This is a genomic window from Variovorax gossypii, assembly GCF_003965815.1.
GTDB lineage: Bacteria > Pseudomonadota > Gammaproteobacteria > Burkholderiales > Burkholderiaceae_C > Variovorax > Variovorax gossypii.
On sequence record NZ_RXOE01000002.1, the window covers coordinates 921,499 to 937,996 of the forward strand.

14 protein-coding genes and 1 tRNA gene are annotated in these 16,498 nt (G+C 67.6%); 10 read left to right on the top strand and 5 right to left on the bottom strand.

Annotation, left to right across the window (positions count from 1 at the left end; all coding sequences use genetic code 11):
• The first annotated feature begins 12 nt into the window (after positions 1–12).
• The 7 genes from EJP69_RS11940 to EJP69_RS11970 all read left to right on the top strand — a co-directional run bounded on the left by EJP69_RS11940 (position 13) and on the right by EJP69_RS11970 (position 8,527).
• A complete protein-coding gene (locus EJP69_RS11940) occupies positions 13–2,454 on the top strand; it encodes a DNA translocase FtsK (protein ID WP_126470260.1) in 2,442 nt (813 codons plus the stop codon).
• A 165-nt stretch (positions 2,455–2,619) separates the two neighbouring features.
• Positions 2,620–3,252 (top strand): outer membrane lipoprotein periplasmic chaperone LolA, encoded by a 633-nt coding sequence (gene lolA, locus EJP69_RS11945; RefSeq protein ID WP_093205426.1) that lies wholly within the window; start codon positions 2,620–2,622, stop codon positions 3,250–3,252.
• Positions 3,253–3,271: 19 nt separating this feature from the next.
• Positions 3,272–4,564 carry a replication-associated recombination protein A gene (locus EJP69_RS11950; RefSeq protein WP_126470262.1) on the top strand — a complete coding sequence of 431 codons (1,293 nt, stop codon included), beginning with the start codon at positions 3,272–3,274 and terminating at the stop codon, positions 4,562–4,564.
• Between the two features lie 251 nt (positions 4,565–4,815).
• Complete coding sequence (locus EJP69_RS11955; protein ID WP_019654264.1) at positions 4,816–5,745, top strand: branched-chain amino acid ABC transporter permease; 930 nt, start codon at positions 4,816–4,818, stop codon at positions 5,743–5,745.
• 13 nt (positions 5,746–5,758) lie between these two features.
• Positions 5,759–6,967, top strand: coding sequence for a branched-chain amino acid ABC transporter permease (locus EJP69_RS11960; protein ID WP_093305976.1), 1,209 nt, complete (start codon positions 5,759–5,761; stop codon positions 6,965–6,967).
• A gap of 20 nt (positions 6,968–6,987) precedes the next feature.
• Complete coding sequence (locus tag EJP69_RS11965) at positions 6,988–7,761, top strand: ABC transporter ATP-binding protein (protein ID WP_093205417.1); 774 nt, start codon at positions 6,988–6,990, stop codon at positions 7,759–7,761.
• A 1-nt stretch (position 7,762) separates the two neighbouring features.
• Positions 7,763–8,527 carry an ABC transporter ATP-binding protein gene (locus tag EJP69_RS11970; RefSeq protein ID WP_240652121.1) on the top strand — a complete coding sequence of 255 codons (765 nt, stop codon included), beginning with the start codon at positions 7,763–7,765 and terminating at the stop codon, positions 8,525–8,527.
• 84 nt (positions 8,528–8,611) lie between these two features.
• Here EJP69_RS11970 and EJP69_RS11975 read toward each other — a convergent pair whose 3' ends face one another.
• Together EJP69_RS11975 and EJP69_RS11980 are read right to left on the bottom strand one after the other, a co-directional pair.
• Positions 8,612–9,067, bottom strand: a complete 456-nt coding sequence (locus tag EJP69_RS11975; protein ID WP_126470264.1) for a (2Fe-2S)-binding protein — start codon at positions 9,065–9,067, stop codon at positions 8,612–8,614.
• 11 nt (positions 9,068–9,078) lie between these two features.
• Positions 9,079–11,283 carry a xanthine dehydrogenase family protein molybdopterin-binding subunit gene (locus EJP69_RS11980; RefSeq protein WP_126470266.1) on the bottom strand — a complete coding sequence of 735 codons (2,205 nt, stop codon included), beginning with the start codon at positions 11,281–11,283 and terminating at the stop codon, positions 9,079–9,081.
• Between the two features lie 156 nt (positions 11,284–11,439).
• Here EJP69_RS11980 and EJP69_RS11985 point away from each other — a divergent pair, with 156 nt between their 5' ends.
• A complete protein-coding gene (locus EJP69_RS11985) occupies positions 11,440–12,195 on the top strand; it encodes a Crp/Fnr family transcriptional regulator (protein ID WP_093205409.1) in 756 nt (251 codons plus the stop codon).
• Here the strand turns inward: EJP69_RS11985 and EJP69_RS11990 are convergent.
• Positions 12,167–13,147, bottom strand: a complete 981-nt coding sequence (locus EJP69_RS11990) for a Bug family tripartite tricarboxylate transporter substrate binding protein (RefSeq protein ID WP_126470268.1) — start codon at positions 13,145–13,147, stop codon at positions 12,167–12,169. The two genes, EJP69_RS11985 and EJP69_RS11990, sit on opposite strands and share 29 nt — an antisense overlap.
• A 53-nt stretch (positions 13,148–13,200) precedes the next feature.
• Positions 13,201–14,265, bottom strand: coding sequence for a CDP-6-deoxy-delta-3,4-glucoseen reductase (locus EJP69_RS11995; protein ID WP_093205404.1), 1,065 nt, complete (start codon positions 14,263–14,265; stop codon positions 13,201–13,203).
• A gap of 80 nt (positions 14,266–14,345) precedes the next feature.
• Here EJP69_RS11995 and EJP69_RS12000 point away from each other — a divergent pair, with 80 nt between their 5' ends.
• Positions 14,346–15,287, top strand: coding sequence for an SDR family oxidoreductase (locus tag EJP69_RS12000; RefSeq protein ID WP_126470270.1), 942 nt, complete (start codon positions 14,346–14,348; stop codon positions 15,285–15,287).
• 124 nt (positions 15,288–15,411) lie between these two features.
• On the opposite strand, the gene EJP69_RS12005 is transcribed toward EJP69_RS12000, so the two are convergent.
• Positions 15,412–15,496 (bottom strand) — tRNA-Leu (locus EJP69_RS12005).
• A gap of 42 nt (positions 15,497–15,538) precedes the next feature.
• Here EJP69_RS12005 and cysM point away from each other — a divergent pair.
• Positions 15,539–16,441 carry a cysteine synthase CysM gene (cysM, locus tag EJP69_RS12010; RefSeq protein ID WP_093205399.1) on the top strand — a complete coding sequence of 301 codons (903 nt, stop codon included), beginning with the start codon at positions 15,539–15,541 and terminating at the stop codon, positions 16,439–16,441.
• Positions 16,442–16,498: the final 57 nt, after the last annotated feature.

Here is a 16,498-nt window from a genome sequence, read left to right on the forward strand (position 1 = left end):
GCCGTGTTTTTCATGACCTATTCGCTGAATACGCTTCAATCCTCCTCTGCCGCCGAAGGGCAACCCGTTCGCGTGCGCGCGATGCGCTTCGCCCACGAGATCACGCTGATCGCGGGATTCGCAGCGCTGTTGTTCTGGCTGCTGTCGATGCTGAGCTTCACGCCTTCGGATGCCGCCTGGTCCACCTCGGGCACCGGGGGCGAAATCAAGAACTGGGGCGGGCGCATCGGCGCCTGGCTGGCCGATGGCAGCTACTACGCCGCCGGCTATTCCGTCTGGTGGTGCCTCTTCGCGGGGCTGCGCGCCTGGCTGTCGTCGCTGGCCAACTGGCTGCGCGGCGGCGAGCCCTCTGCGGCTGAGCAGGCAACGCCGCGCGGGCGCTTCAACCGCAGCCGCCTTGCCTTCTGGCTCGGCCTGATCCTGCTGCTGTGCGCGAGCACCATGCTCGAATGGTCGCGCCTGTACCGGCTCGAAGCCCATCTGCCGGGCTCCGGCGGCGGTGCGCTGGGTTATCTCGTGGGGCCCGCCAGCGTGCGCTGGATGGGATTCACCGGTTCGGCGCTGGTGGCCATCGCCGGCGGAGTGATCGGCTCCGCGCTGGTGTTCCGTTTCTCCTGGAGCCTGATCGCCGAGCGCATCGGCGCCCGGTTCTACTCCCTGTTCGAGTCGCGCCGCGAGAAGCGTGAACTGGCAGCCGACATCGCGATGGGCAAGCAGGCAGCCCGCGAGCGCGCCGAAGCCGACGAACCGGCCTTCACGCGTGGCGATGCTGATTCCGGCCGGTCCGAGCCCTCGATGGCCCCGTCACACGGCGCCTTTGCCGGCGACGACGACGAAATCCGCATCGACCCGCCCCCCAAGCGCCGCGCCCCTTCGCCACCGGTCCAGATCGAGCCGGCGATGACCGAGGTGCCCCGCAGCGATCGCGTCGTCAAGGAGCGCCAGAAGCCGCTCTTCAAGGAACTGCCCGACAGCAAGCTGCCGCAGGTCGACCTGCTCGACCCCGCGCAGGCGCGCCAGGAGACGGTTTCGGCCGACACGCTCGAGATGACCTCGCGCATGATCGAGAAGAAGCTCAAGGACTTCGGCGTCGAGGTGCGCGTGGTGCTCGCCTCGCCGGGCCCCGTCATCACGCGTTACGAGATCGAGCCCGCCACCGGCGTCAAGGGCTCGCAGATCGTCAACCTCGCGAAAGACCTGGCGCGCTCGCTCTCGCTGGTGTCGATCCGCGTGGTCGAGACCATCCCGGGCAAGAACTACATGGCGCTCGAGCTGCCGAACGCCAAGCGCCAGTCGATCAAGCTCAGCGAGATCCTGGGCTCGCAGGTCTACAACGAAGGCAAGTCGATGCTCACCATGGGCCTCGGCAAGGACATCATCGGCAACCCCGTGGTGGCCGACCTCGCGAAGATGCCGCACGTGCTGGTGGCCGGTACCACCGGCTCGGGCAAGTCGGTGGGTATCAACGCGATGATCCTGTCGCTGCTGTACAAGGCCGAGGCGCGCGACGTGCGCCTGCTCATGATCGACCCGAAGATGCTCGAGATGTCGGTCTACGAGGGCATCCCGCACCTGCTGGCGCCCGTGGTCACCGACATGCGCCAGGCCGCGCACGGCCTGAACTGGTGCGTGGCCGAAATGGAGCGCCGCTACAAGCTCATGAGCAAGCTCGGCGTGCGCAACCTGGCCGGCTACAACACCAAGATCGACGAAGCGAAGGCGCGCGAGGAGTTCATCTACAACCCCTTCAGCCTCACGCCCGACGATCCGGAGCCGCTCAAGCGCGAGCCGCACATCGTCGTGGTGATCGACGAGCTGGCCGACCTGATGATGGTGGTCGGCAAGAAGATCGAAGAACTCATCGCCCGCCTCGCGCAGAAGGCGCGCGCCGCCGGCATCCACCTCATTCTTGCCACCCAGCGCCCCAGCGTCGACGTGATCACCGGCCTCATCAAGGCCAACATTCCGACCCGCATCGCCTTCCAGGTGTCGAGCAAGATCGACAGCCGCACCATCCTCGACCAGATGGGCGCCGAGGCGCTGCTCGGCATGGGCGACATGCTCTACATGCCCAGCGGCACGGGCCTGCCGATCCGCGTGCACGGCGCCTTCGTCAGCGACGACGAAGTGCACCGCGTGGTGGCCTACCTCAAGAGCCAGGGCGAGCCCGACTACATCGAAGGCGTGCTCGAAGGCGGCACGGTCGATGGCGACGGTGACGGCGACCTGCTCGGCGGCGGTGGCGACGGCGAGAAGGATCCCATGTACGACCAGGCGGTCGAAGTGGTGCTCAAGAACCGCAAGGCCAGCATCTCGCTGGTGCAGCGCCACCTGAAGATCGGCTACAACCGCGCGGCCCGCCTCGTCGAGGACATGGAGAAGGCCGGCCTGGTCAGCGCCATGAGCGGCAGCGGCCAGCGCGAGATCCTGGTGCCGGCACGAGCTGCCGAATGACCGGCTGCGAGGAGCGGCGAGCGGCAACCATCCGGGTTACGTGCTGAAAGGCAATTTGCAAAAGCGCCTTGCGGCATTGCAAATCTTCATCAAGGCCTACACCTGCCGCAATTCGCGGCGGGTAGGGTCGAAAGCCTGATGCACAGCCATTCAGAGGAATCCAAATTGAAATTGCGTCACTGGCTACTGATCGGCCTCCTGAGTTCCGCCAACGCCTGGGCGGGCGGGCTCGAGAGCCTCGAAACCTTCGTGAGGACGGTGAAGTCCGGCCGCGCCGACTTCACCCAGACCGTCACCGCCCCCGCGCGTGAAGGGCAGCCGGGCCGTACCAAGACCTCGGCCGGCACCTTCGAATTCCAGCGTCCCGGCAAGTTCAAGTTCGACTACCAGAAGCCCTTTGCGCAGAGCATCGTGGCCGACGGAAAGACGCTCTGGCTCTACGACGCCGACCTGAACCAGGTCACGCAGCGCGCGCAGGCACAGGCACTGGGTTCCACGCCCGCGGCACTGATCGCCGCCGCACCCGACCTGAAGGCCCTGCAGGCCGATTTCATGCTCGAAGCCGCGCCCGAGCGCGACGGCCTTCAGTGGGTCAAGGCCACGCCGAAGAACAAGGACGGACAGCTGCAGAGCGTGCAGGTCGGCTTCCAGGGCGATGCACTGGCGGCGCTCGAGATCCTCGACAGCTTCGGCCAGCGCTCGGTGCTCAAGTTCAGCAAGGTCGAGGTGAATCCCTCGCTGCCCGCCAGCGTGTTCGACTTCAAGCCGCCGGCCGGCGCCGACGTCGTCAAGCAGTAAAAGTAAAAAGCCCACGGGATTGGCCTCCACCGCGCATCAACCCCTTGCCGAACGCCTGCGTCCCAAGACGCTGGGCGAGGTGATCGGCCAGCAGCACCTGCTCGGCCCGGGCATGCCGCTGCGCATCGCCTTCGAGTCGGGCCAGCCGCATTCCTGCATCCTCTGGGGGCCGCCGGGCACCGGCAAGACCACCATCGCGCGCCTGATGGCCGATGCCTTCGACGCGCAGTTCCTGAGCATCAGCGCGGTGCTCGGCGGCGTGAAGGACATCCGCGAAGCGGTGGAGCGCGCCACCGCCGCGCGCGACGGGCTGACGCAGCAGCGCACCATCGTCTTCGTCGACGAAGTGCACCGCTTCAACAAGAGCCAGCAGGACGCCTTTCTGCCGCACGTGGAGTCGGGCCTCTTCACCTTCATCGGCGCGACCACCGAGAACCCTTCGTTCGAAGTCAACTCGGCGTTGCTGTCGCGGGCTGCCGTCTACGTGCTGCAGTCGCTCGACGAAAGCAACCTCAAGCAGATCGTGGCGCGTGCGCAGGCCATACAGGCCGTGCCCGCCATCGACGACGTCGCGGTCGATCGCCTCGTGGCGTATGCCGACGGCGATGCCCGCCGGCTGCTCAACACCCTCGAGACGCTCGCGGTCGCGGCCCGCGCCGAGAAGCTCGACCACATCACCGACGAGTGGCTGCTGCGCGTGCTCGGCGAGCGCATGCGGCGCTACGACAAGGGCGGCGAGCAGTTCTACGACACCATCAGCGCGCTGCACAAGTCCGTGCGCGGCAGCGACCCTGACGCCGCTCTCTACTGGTTCGTGCGCATGCTCGACGGCGGCGCCGACCCGCGCTACATGGCGCGCCGGCTGGTGCGCATGGCCAGCGAGGACATCGGCCTGGCCGACCCGCGCGCGTTGCGCCTCGCGCTCGATGCCGCCGAGGTCTACGAGCGACTGGGTACCCCCGAGGGCGAGCTGGCGCTGGCCGAATGCGTGGTCTACCTCGCGATCGCACCCAAGTCGAACGCCGTCTACAAGGCCTACAACGCGGTGCGCGCACTCGTGAAGACCGACAGCACGCGCCCGGTGCCCATGCACCTGCGCAATGCGCCGACCAAGCTCATGAAGGAGCTCGACTACGGCAAGGGCTACCGCTACGCGCACGACGAGGAGAGCGGTTTCGCCGCCGGCGAGCGATACCTTCCCGATGGCCTGGAGGGCCAGGTTTTCTACGAACCGGTAGAGCGTGGACTCGAAATCCGCATCGCGGAAAAGCTGCGCGACCTGCGCCGGCGCAACGACGAAGCCAAGGGCTGATACAGCCGTCTATACCCTGTTGCAGCATGCGCGCGAAGCGTGCATGACCCCACGCGCATACAGCATGACGTGAGCGGGTAAACCCCGGTCCGCGCGCACCAAATCAGCGCTGGTGCGTGACTACAATCCCGCCCACAAATCCGCCGGCGACACATGCTGGCTGGTTTTTTGCTTGTCAAGCCAGGGGCGCCAAACCGGTGACCCGGTGGGTGAATGGCACCCCAACGGTGCAACACATAGGAAATCGCGTTATGGACATTTTGCTGCAGCAGATCATCAACGGTCTGGTTCTCGGCAGCATGTACGCCTTGATAGCCCTGGGCTACACAATGGTGTACGGCATCATCAATCTGATCAACTTTGCGCACGGTGAAGTGCTGATGGTGGGGGCTCTCACGAGCTGGACCATCATCGGCCTCATGAAGGACGGCATGCCCAACACGCCGGGCTGGCTCATCCTCTTCATCGCGCTGATCATCGCCTGCGTCGTCGCGGCAACCCTGAACTTCGTGATCGAGAAAGTGGCCTACCGGCCGCTGCGCAACAGCCCCAAGCTCGCGCCGCTCATCACCGCCATCGGCATGTCGATCCTGCTGCAGACGCTGGCAATGATCATCTGGAAGCCGACCAACAAGGCATACCCGACGCTCCTTCCCTCCGACCCCATCCACCTCGGCGGCGCGGTCATCTCTCCCACCCAGGTCATGATCCTCAGCGTCACGGCGTTCTCGCTCGTGGTGCTCATGTGGCTGGTCAACTACACCAAGCTCGGCCGCGCGATGCGCGCCACCGCCGAGAACCCGCGCGTTGCGGCGCTCATGGGCATCCGCCCCGACATGGTCATCTCGGCCACCTTCATCATCGGCGCCGTGCTCGCCGCCATCGCCGGCGTGATGTACGCCTCCAACTACGGTATCGCGCAGCACGCCATGGGCTTCCTGCCCGGCCTCAAGGCCTTCACCGCGGCCGTGTTCGGCGGCATCGGCAACCTTGCCGGCGCAGTGGTCGGCGGCATCCTGCTGGGTCTCATCGAGGCCATCGGCTCGGGCTACATCGGAACGCTGACCGGCGGCGTGCTCGGCAGCAACTACAGCGACATCTTCGCGTTCATCGTGCTGATCGCCATGCTCACGCTGCGCCCGTCGGGCCTGCTGGGCGAACGCGTGGCCGACCGCGCCTGAGGAGCTCGCCATCATGAAGAACAGCAAGAACCTCGCCCTCTACGTCATCGGCGCCATCGCCGTGCTCGCGCTGCCGCTGCTGCTGCAGATGCAGGGCAACGCCTGGGTGCGCATCGCCGACATCGCACTGCTCTACGTGCTGCTGGCCCTGGGCCTGAACATCGTGGTCGGCTACGCCGGCCTGCTCGACCTGGGCTACGTCGCCTTTTTCGCGGTGGGGGCCTACCTCTTCGCGCTGATGGGCTCCACGCACCTGTCCGAGACCTTCGAGTGGTTCAAGATCACGTTCCCGAACGGCATGCACACCTCGCTGCTGATCGTGATACCGCTGGCCTTCGTGCTGGCCGCGGTGCTCGGCGTGCTGCTGGGCGCGCCCACGCTCAAGCTGCGCGGCGACTACCTCGCCATCGTCACGCTCGGCTTCGGCGAAATCATCCGCGTGTTCCTGAACAACCTCGACCAGCCGGTGAACATCACCAACGGTCCGAAGGGCATCACCTCGATCGACTCGATCAAGTTCTGGGGGCTCGACCTGGGCAAGGCGCTGAAGTTCGACGGCTTCACCATCTCGTCGGTCACGCTCTACTACTACCTGTTCCTGGCGCTGGTGCTGGCCACCATCCTCATCTCGCACCGCCTGCAGCTCTCGCGCATCGGCCGCGCCTGGATGGCCATTCGCGAGGACGAGATCGCCGCCAAGGCCATGGGCATCAACACCCGCAACATGAAGCTGCTGGCCTTCGGCATGGGCGCGAGCTTCGGCGGCGTCTCCGGCGCGATGTTCGCGGCCTTCCAGGGCTTCGTGTCGCCCGAGTCCTTCAGCCTGATGGAGTCGGTGATGATCGTGGCCATGGTGGTGCTCGGCGGCATCGGCCACCTGCCCGGCGTGATCCTGGGCGCCATCCTGCTGGCGGCGCTGCCTGAAGTGCTGCGCTACGTGGCCGGTCCGCTGCAGTCGCTGACCGACGGCCGCCTCGACGCGTCCATCCTGCGCCAGCTGTTCATCGCGCTGGCCATGATCATCATCATGCTGGTGCGCCCGCGCGGCCTGTGGCCCTCGCCGGAGCACGGCAAGTCGCTGACCAGGAAGGGCGGCGTGCCCGTCGACCCGACCCATGCCGCAGTGGCCCCCGGCTCGCTGCAGACTCACGCGCCGGGCGTCGATTCGCCCGCCGACGAGCTGCCTGGCGGCGCCAACCGTCCCATGTCGATCAATCCCTGAACGCCGAAGGAGAAATCAACATGACGGCAGACACCATCCTCGACGTCCGAGGCATCTCCAAGCGCTTCGGCGGGCTGCAGGCCCTGTCCGACGTGGGCATCACCATCAAGCGCGGCCAGGTCTACGGCCTGATCGGCCCCAACGGCGCCGGCAAGACCACGTTCTTCAACGTGATCACCGGCCTGTACACGCCCGACAGCGGCACCTTCGAGCTCGCGGGCAAGCCCTACCAGCCGACGGCCGTGCACGAAGTGGCCAAGGCCGGCATCGCGCGCACCTTCCAGAACATCCGCCTCTTCGCCGAAATGACGGCGCTCGAGAACGTGATGGTCGGGCGTCACATCCGCACCCATTCGGGCGTGCTCGGCGCGATGTTCCGCACCGGCGGCTTCAAGGCCGAGGAAAAGGCCATCGCCGACCGCGCGCACGAACTGCTCGACTACGTGGGCATCGGCAAGTTCGCCGACTACAAGGCGCGCACGCTGTCGTACGGCGACCAGCGCCGCCTCGAGATCGCACGCGCGCTGGCCACCGACCCGCAGCTCATCGCGCTGGACGAGCCCGCCGCCGGCATGAACTCCACCGAGAAGGTGGCGCTGCGCGAGCTGATCGACCGCATCCGCCGCGACAACCGCACCATCCTGATCATCGAGCACGACGTCAAGCTCATCATGGGCCTGTGCGACCGCGTCACCGTGCTGGACTACGGCAAGCAGATCGCCGAGGGAACGCCGGTGGACGTGCAGAAGAACGAGAAGGTGATCGAGGCCTACCTCGGCACCGGAGGACATTGAGATGAGCGCAGCAACGATGACGAGCGAACAAGACACCGCGACGAAGACGGCGGGCAAGGTGCTGCTGAAGGTCAACGGCCTGAAGGTGGGCTACGGCGGCATCCAGGCCGTCAAGGGCGTGGACTTCGAGGTGCGCGAAGGCGAGCTGGTCTCGCTGATCGGCTCCAACGGCGCCGGCAAGACCACCACCATGAAGGCCATCACCGGCACGCTGCCGGCCGGGGCCGGCCACATCGAGTTCCTGGGCCGCAGCATCAAGGGCCGCGGCGCGTGGGACCTGGTGGAAGAGGGCCTCGTGATGGTGCCGGAAGGCCGTGGCGTGTTCACGCGCATGACCATCACCGAGAACCTGCAGATCGGCGCCTACATCCGCAAGGACAAGGCCGCGATCGCGAGCGACATGGAGCGCGTGTTCGTCACCTTCCCGCGCCTGCGTGAACGCAAGGACCAGCTCGCCGGCACGATGTCGGGCGGCGAGCAGCAGATGCTGGCCATGGGCCGTGCGCTGATGGCGCGCCCCAAGGTGCTGCTGCTGGACGAGCCCACCATGGGCCTGTCGCCGATCATGTGCGACAAGATCTTCGAGGTGGTGCAGACCGTGGCCTCGCAGGGCGTGACCATCCTGCTGGTGGAGCAGAACGCCAACCGCGCGCTGCAGCTGGCCGACCGCGGCTATGTGATGGAGTCCGGGCTCATCACCATGAGCGGCGAGGCCAAGGCCCTGCTGAGCGATCCGCGCGTGCGGGCCGCGTACCTCGGCGAATAAGCGGACGTTCCGTTCGCCACAGGCGGTGCGGGCCGCGCCCGGATGGCGCGGCGGTACGCACCGCCTTTTTCTTTTTGCTGCCGGCTACATCATTGCCGCGGCGGCCTTGATCGCCTCGCGGATGCGGCCGTAGGTGCCGCAGCGGCACACGTTCTCGATGGCGTCGATGTCGGCGTCCGTCGGGTTGCGCGTGCGGCGCAGCAGGTCCACCGCCGCCATGATCTGCCCCGGCTGGCAGAAGCCGCATTGCGGCACGTCGAGGTTCAGCCAGGCCTGCTGCACCGGGTGCAGCGTGTTGCCGTTGGCCAGCCCCTCGATGGTCGTCACCTGCCGGCCGCGCACGTCGGAGACGCGCACCGAGCACACCGTCACCGCCTTGCCGTCCACGTGGCATGTGCAGGCCTTGCAGACGTTGATGCCGCAGCCGTACTTCGGCCCGGTGATGCCTAGCTTGTCGCGCAGCACCCAGAGCAGGGCCATGTCGTCGGGCGCCTCGACGTCGACGCTCTGGCCGTTCACCTTGAAAGATTGCACGGGCATGGGGAGCCTCCTCAGGTCGGGATCGGAACGTTGACAGGCGTGGGCAGCTTGCCCGGCGGGATCGGCGTGAAGTCGACCGGGAAGTTCAGCGGAAAGCTGCGCGGCTTGGTGCCGGTGGCGCGCGCATATGCGTTGGCGATGGCACCCGAGCTTGCCGACAGGCCGACCTCGCCCAGGCCGCCGATGGCCTCGCCGCTGGCCGGCATGATGATGACCTTCACGTCCTTCGGGTAGTGCTTCATTCGCGAGAAGTGGTACTGCGAATAACTGCCTTCAAGCGGCAGCCCGTTCTGGATGTGCAGTCCCGCGCTAAGCACCAGCGCGATCGACTCGCACAGGCCGCCCTGCATCTGCGCCTCGATGCCCGATGGGTTGATCGGCGTGCCGACGTCGATGGCGATGGTCGCGCGCACCACCTTCGCGGCCGAGGGCACCCGCGCGTCGATCTCGACGATGCAGGCCGTGAACGACTTCGACTCCTGGTGCACGCCCACGCCCTGCGCGAAGCCCGCGGGCATCGCCTTGCCCCACTGCGCCGCCTCGGCCACCGTCTTGAGCACCGCGCGGGCGCGCGGCAGGCGCAGGTACTCGAGCCGGAAGGCGACAGGGTCCTTGCCCGCCGCCTTGGCCATCTCGTCGACCAGGATCTCCTCGACCAGCCGCGAAGGCTGGATGTGCACCGAGCGGTACGAGCAGGTGTTCATGTCCATCGCCACCGGCGTCAGCAGCTTGGTCGTGACGCCGAAGTTGTAGGGCGAGGTGACCATGGTCTTGAACATGATCTGCTCGATCGCGAAGTTGCCCACCGTCTGCGGAAAGGCGTTGGGCAGCGCGATGGCCGCGGCTTCCAGCATGTTGCCGAAGCCGTGGCGCGTGTCGAGCCGCACGCCGGCGATGCGTTGCTCGAAGGCGATCACCTGGCCCAGCAGCATCGTGGCGCGCGCCTTGTGGAACATCGGCGGGCGCACGCGCGTGTGGCGCATGTCGTCGGTGCGGTGGTACATCAGGCGGCAGGGGCGCCCGAGTGCCTTGGAGACCTGGATCGCCTGCAGCACCGGGTCCCAGAAGAGACGCCGGCCGAAGGAGCCGCCCGAGGGCACCGCATGCACGATCACCTTGCTCAACGGCAGGCCGAGTTCGGCCGCCACGGCCTGCTGCGTGACGATGGGACTCTGCAGCCCGGCCCAGATCTCGGCCCGGTCGGGGCGCACGTCGGCGATCGCGCATTCGACTTCCATCGGGCAGTGCGCGGCGGGTGCGAACTCGAACTCGCCCTCGACCGTCAGCGCGCCCAGCGGCGGCAGCGCGAACGGCAGCAGCGCCGACTTCAGCTTGCGCATGATGGTGGCGTTCGATTCGCCGTCGATAGGGCCGGCGGCCCAGGTCACGTCGAGCGCGTTCACCGCGGCCCATGCCTGCCCGAAGGTCTCGGCCATCACGGCCACGCCGGGCGGCGTCGGCGTGATGCCGTTGGTCGATGGAATCGGCACCACGCCGATCACGCCCGGCATGGCCGTCACCGTGTTCATGTTGTTGATGCTCACGAACTTGCCGTTGATGGTCGGCGGGCGCCGCACCATCGTCGGCATCGCGCCGGGCACTGACTGGTCGAGCGTGAACTTCTTGCGCCCGGTGACGATATCGAGCGCGTCGAGCCGCGTGACGCGCTGCCCGACCACCGAGGGCGTGGAGCCCGAGAGCAGTCCGCCCAGTCCGCCCAGCACGGGCATCCCGGCATGCAGCGAGCGCACGCTCGACGAGCCGCCGGTGAGCTGGTTCCAGATCAGCTCGGGGCTTGCGTCGGCCGAGGTCACCTCGATGGCGCTCAGCGGCAGCCGCAGCTTGTCGGCCAGCATCATCGCGGTGGCCGTGGCGATGCCCTGGCCCACCTCCAGGCGTGGCAGCGCGAGCCGCACGCGGCCGTTCTCGCCGTTCGTCACTTTCACCAGGGGCATGGTCGGCAGCGAAGTCACCGTCACCGCGTCGCCGATGTCGATCAGGTCGGTGGTGTCGGGCGGCGTCATCGGCAGCAGCGCGGCGGCTGCGGTGGAGGGGGCCGCGAGGCCGGCAAGTCCGGCGACCCCGGCCGTTGCCGACACCAGCGGCGCGGCTGTCGCGTAGCCCAGCACCTCGCGCCGGCGCAGGCCCGGCGCATCACCGTCGTCCGGCCCGCGAGGGGGGCGTGAAGGACGCGGGCTCTCGTTCGAGCGCTTCATCGTTGTCTCCTTGTTGTGGTGGCGAACGCGGGCCACTGTGGCATCATGGCCGCGCCGAGGATGTCGTTGGAACGACATTTCTTACGGCCCCGGTGGCCGGCCCCCGCGACGGGCCGCCAGCTGTCTTGGGAGGAGACCGCAGGAGGAGGCCTGACGATGTCGACGAGCGCGCTGGAGAACATGCTCCGCGAGAGCCTGTGGGCACGAGCCCTCACGAGCGAGGAGCTCGATCGCGTCGTGCAGGAGTCCCACGAGCGCGCGGTTCCCGCCGGCGGTTTTGTCGTGCGGCGAGGCGAGCCCGCCGATCACTGGGTCGGCGTGATGGACGGCCTGCTGAAGATGTCCGTGTCGCTGCCCGACGGGCGCGTTTCCACCTTCACCGGCGTCACAGCCGGAGGCTGGAGCGGAGAGGGCTCCCTGCTCACCCCCGGATGCTGGCGCTACGACGGCGTGGCATTGCGTCCGACCCGCGTTGCATGCATTCCGCGGCACAGCTTCGAGCGCCTGCTGGCCTCGAACATCGAATTCAATCGGTTTCTGTTGTTACACATCAATGCGCGGTTGAGCCTGTTCATCGGGCTCATGGAATTCGACCGCCTGCTGGGGCCGGACGCGCGCGTGGCGCGCTGCCTTGCGAGCCTGTTCGATCCGATCCTGTATCCACGCGCGGACCGTTTCGTGCGGCTGAGCCAGGACGAGATCGGCCTGCTGTCGGCGGTGTCGCGGCAGCGGGCCAATCGCGCGCTGCATGCGTTGCAGCGCGACGGGCTGCTGCGCGTGGAGCACGGCGGTGTCGAGGTGCTCGACCTGGCGGGGCTGCGCAGCTACTCGGGCGAGGCTTCGACGGCGGGGCGCGGCGCTGATGCCTTGTCCGGGGACCTCGTCAGTCCACCTTCGCGCCGGTGGCCTTGACGACCTTCTCGTACTTGCCGAGCTCGCTTTTCATGAAGGCGCCGAACTGCTCGGGCGAGCTGCCGACCGGCTCGGCCAGCAGCGATGCGAAGCGGGTTTTCGTTTCGGGCGCGTTCAGCGCCGCCACGAAAGCCTGATTGAGCTTCACCACCACGTCGTGCGGCGTGCCGGCCGGCGCGACCAGTCCCCACCAGGTGTCGATCGAGAAGCCCTTGAGCGTGTCGGCCACGGGCGGCACCTCGGGCAGCGAGCTGCTGCGCTGAAGCGTCGTCACCGCGAGCGCCTTGAGCTTGCCCGAGCGGATGTTCGGCGCGGCGGTGGCGAGGTTGTCGAAGTTGAAGTCGACCTGCCCCGAGATCAGCGCCAGCTGCGCCGGGCTGCCGCCGTTGTACGGAATGTGCAGCGCGAAGATGCCAGCTTCCTTCTTGAACAGTTCGCCCGCGAGGTGCCCCGCGCTGCCGTTGCCGCCGCTACCGTAGTTGAGCTTGGCCGGGTTGGCCTTGGCGTAGCGGATCAGGTCGGCCACGCTGTTGATGTTCAGGCGCTTCGCGGTGTCGGCGTTCATCACCAGCACGTTGGGCACGCGCACCATCTGCGTGATCGGCGCGAAGTCGGTCGCGGCGTTGAACGGCATCTTGCTGTAGAGCCACGGGTTCACCGCGTTGGTGGCGGTGGCCGCGATGCCAATCGTCAGGCCGTCCGCGGGGGCCTTGGCCACCACGTCGGCGCCGATGTTGCCGCCCGCGCCGGGCTTGTTGTCGATGATGACCGTGCCCAGCGAGTCCTTCACGCGTTCGGCCAGGATGCGCGCGGTGTTGTCGATCGGGCCGCCCGCCGCGTAGGGCACGACGAGGCGGATGGGGCGCTGCTGTTGCTGCGCCATCGTCTGACCGGTGCCCAGCAGGGCGGTGGCGCTTGCGAGGAGGGTGAGGAGGAAGTGTCTCGTCTTCATTTTGTTCTTGGGTCTGTTCTCGGGGAGCGGGGAATCAGGGGCTCAGGGCAATCTCAGGGGAGGGCCTTGTCCGCCTCCGTGGTGAATGCGTCGGCGAAGAATTCTTCTTCTGGCAGGCCCGCCAGCGCCACGTAGTCGCGCTTGGCCGAGTCGACCACGATGGGCGCGCCGCAGGCATACACCTGGTGGCCCGAGAGGTCGGCGAAGTCTTCGAGCACGGCCTTGTGGACGAAGCCGGTGCGGCCGGTCCAGTTGTCCTCGGGCGTGGCGTTGGAGACCACCGGCACGTAGCGCAGGTTCGGCATCTGGGCCATCTGCTCGCGCAGCCAGCCGTCCATGTACAGGTCTTCGGGGCGGCGACCGCCCCAGTACAGCGTGGCAGGGCGGTCGATGCTCTTGAACTGCATGTGCTCCAGCAGCGCCTTGATGGGCGCGAAGCCGGTGCCGGAGGCCAGCAGGATCATCGGCTTGTCGGAGTCCTCGCGCAGGAAGAAGCTGCCGAAGGGGCCTTCGATGCGCAGGATTTCCTTTTCCTTCATCGTGCCGAACACGTGGTCGGTGAACTTGCCGCCGGGCAGGTGCCGCAGGTGCAGCTCGATGCCCGTGCCGGGCTGGCCCACGGTGTGCGGCGCGTTGGCCATCGAATAGCTGCGGCGTGCGCCGTCGCGCAGGATGAATTCGACGTACTGGCCCGCGTAGAACTGCAGCGGCTCGCCGGCCGGCAGCTGCAGGCGCACCAGCATCACGTCGTGCGACTGGCGAGTGAGGGCCATCACGCGCACCGGCATCTTGCGGATCGGCAGTGCGCCGGCCTCGGTGACCTGGCGCGATTCGAGCACCACGTCGCTCGTGGGGTGGGCGCAGCAGGTCAGGACATAGCCGGCGAGCTGCTCCTCGGCGCTCAGGGCCTTGCTCTGGTGCGGGCCGAGGGTGACCTCGCCCGAGAGCTTTTTGCACTTGCACGAGCCGCAGGCGCCGTCCTTGCAGCCGTAGGGCAGGCCGATGCCCTGGCGGATGCCGGCGGCCAGGATGGTTTCGTCGCCCTGGACCACGAAATGGCGTCCGCTGGGTTCGACGGTGATGGAAAAGCCCGCTTCATGCGGCGCCGGGACAGTCATCGGTATTCTTCGAGGGGTAACGCTCTTTCCGGCCGCAAACGGCCCGGGAGCAACTGAATTGGGAAGACGGGAACAGGATTTTGCCTTCAATCAATAGCCCCTCCGGCGCGCTGCCAGCGCGGTTCCGGCGAGAACGCCTGCTGATCGTCGGTTGCGGCGACGTGGGCCAGCGCGTGGTGCGCGACCTGCGCGGCCGCATGCAGCTGGTGGCGCTCACTTCATCGGCCGAGCGCGTGGGAGCCCTGCGCGCGGCCGGAATACGCCCGCTGACGGGCAACCTTGACGATCCGGCCACCCTGCGCCGGCTCGCGGGCATCGCCACCCGGGTGCTGCATCTCGCACCGCCCGCCCGCGACGGCGGAGCCGCCTGGTGGCGCGACCAGCGCACCACGGACCTCGCGAGGGCCCTGCGCCTGCGGTCCGTGCCCTCGACCTTCGTCTACGGATCGACCAGCGGCGTCTACGGCGACTGCGGCGGCGCCCGCATCGACGAAACCCGCACCGTGCGCCCCGACACGCCGCGCTCCCACCGCCGCGTGGACGCCGAACGGGCAGTGCGCTGGCTGGGCCGCAGCGCGGGCGTGCGCGCCAGCATCCTGCGCATCCCGGGCATCTACGCCCCCGATCGCGAGAACGGCACCCCCCGTGCCCGCCTGCAGCGCGGCACGCCCGTCCTGCGGCAAGAGGACGACGTCTACACCAGCCACATCCACGCCGACGACCTCGCCCGCGCCTGCATCGCCGCGCTGTTCCGCGGCAAGCCGCAGCGCGTCGTGCATGCATCGGACGACACCGAGCTGCGCATGGGCGACTACATTGACCTCGCCGCCGACATCTACGGCATGCCCCGCCCGCCGCGCGTGGCCCGCGGCGAGGCCGAGCGGCAGCTTCCGCTGCAACTGCTGAGCTTCATGGGGGAATCGCGCCGGCTGGACAACACGCGGCTGAAGCGCGAGCTGAGAGTGCGACTTGCGCACCCGACAGTACACACCGGCCTGCAAGAACAGGCCGGGTCGAGATAAGGCAGGGGAGGGGCCCATTCCAGGGACACCGTGGATCCGGCTCCGCCGGTCCACCGGTGTCGCCCCCGGAAGGGGGTTGGCGCAGCGACACGAAGTGCGCGAAGCCTGGGGGAGAGCCAAGCCGTGGTGCCCGGGGCCGGAATCGAACCGGCACGCCTTGCGGCGGGGGATTTTGAGTCCCCTGCGTCTACCAATTTCACCACCCGGGCAGGGTTCTGAACGAAGCCCAAAATTATGGCACAGTGGCTGGCATGAACTATCCGACGATCGAAGACGCCATCGGCAAGACCCCTCTGGTCGCACTGCAACGCATCAATGCCGCAGAAAACGCCAGGCGCGGCAACGTGATTCTCGGCAAGCTCGAAGGCAACAATCCCGCCGGCTCCGTGAAAGACAGGCCGGCTCTCTCGATGATCCGGCGCGCGGAAGAGCGCGGCGAAATCAAGCCCGGCGACACCCTGATCGAAGCCACCTCCGGCAACACCGGCATCGCCCTCGCGATGGCTGCGGCCATCAAGGGCTACCGCATGGTGCTCATCATGCCGGAGGACCTCTCCGTGGAGCGCGCGCAGACCATGAAGGCATTCGGCGCCGAGCTCGTGCTCACGCCCAAGAGCGGCGGCATGGAATACGCACGCGATCTCGCCGAGCAGATGGTGGCCCAGGGCAAGGGCCGGGTGCTCGACCAGTTCGCCAACCCCGACAACCCGCGCATCCACTACGAGACCACCGGCCCCGAGATCTGGGCCGACACCAAGGGCAAGGTCACGCACTTCGTGAGCGCCATGGGCACCACCGGCACCATCACCGGCGTGTCGCGCTTCCTCAAGGAGAAGAACCCGGCGGTGCGCATCATCGGCGCGCAGCCGGCCGAGGGCTCGCGCATTCCGGGCATCCGCAAGTGGCCTGCCGAGTACCTGCCGAAGATCTTCGATCCGAGCCGCGTCGACGAGGAAATCAACGTGAGCCAGAGCGACGCGGAGGAAATGTGCCGTCGCCTCGCGCGCGAGGAAGGCATCTTCGGCGGCATCTCCGCAGCCGGTGCGCTGTGGGCTGCATTGGAAGTGTCGAAGACGGTCGAGAACGCGACCATCGTGTTCGTGGTCTGCGACCGCGGCGACCGCTATCTGTCGACAGGCGTCTTCCCGGCCTAAGCTGCGGCCGATTGCAGCGCCTGCCAAAGGCGGGCAGACCGTCCAATAAAAGAAAGA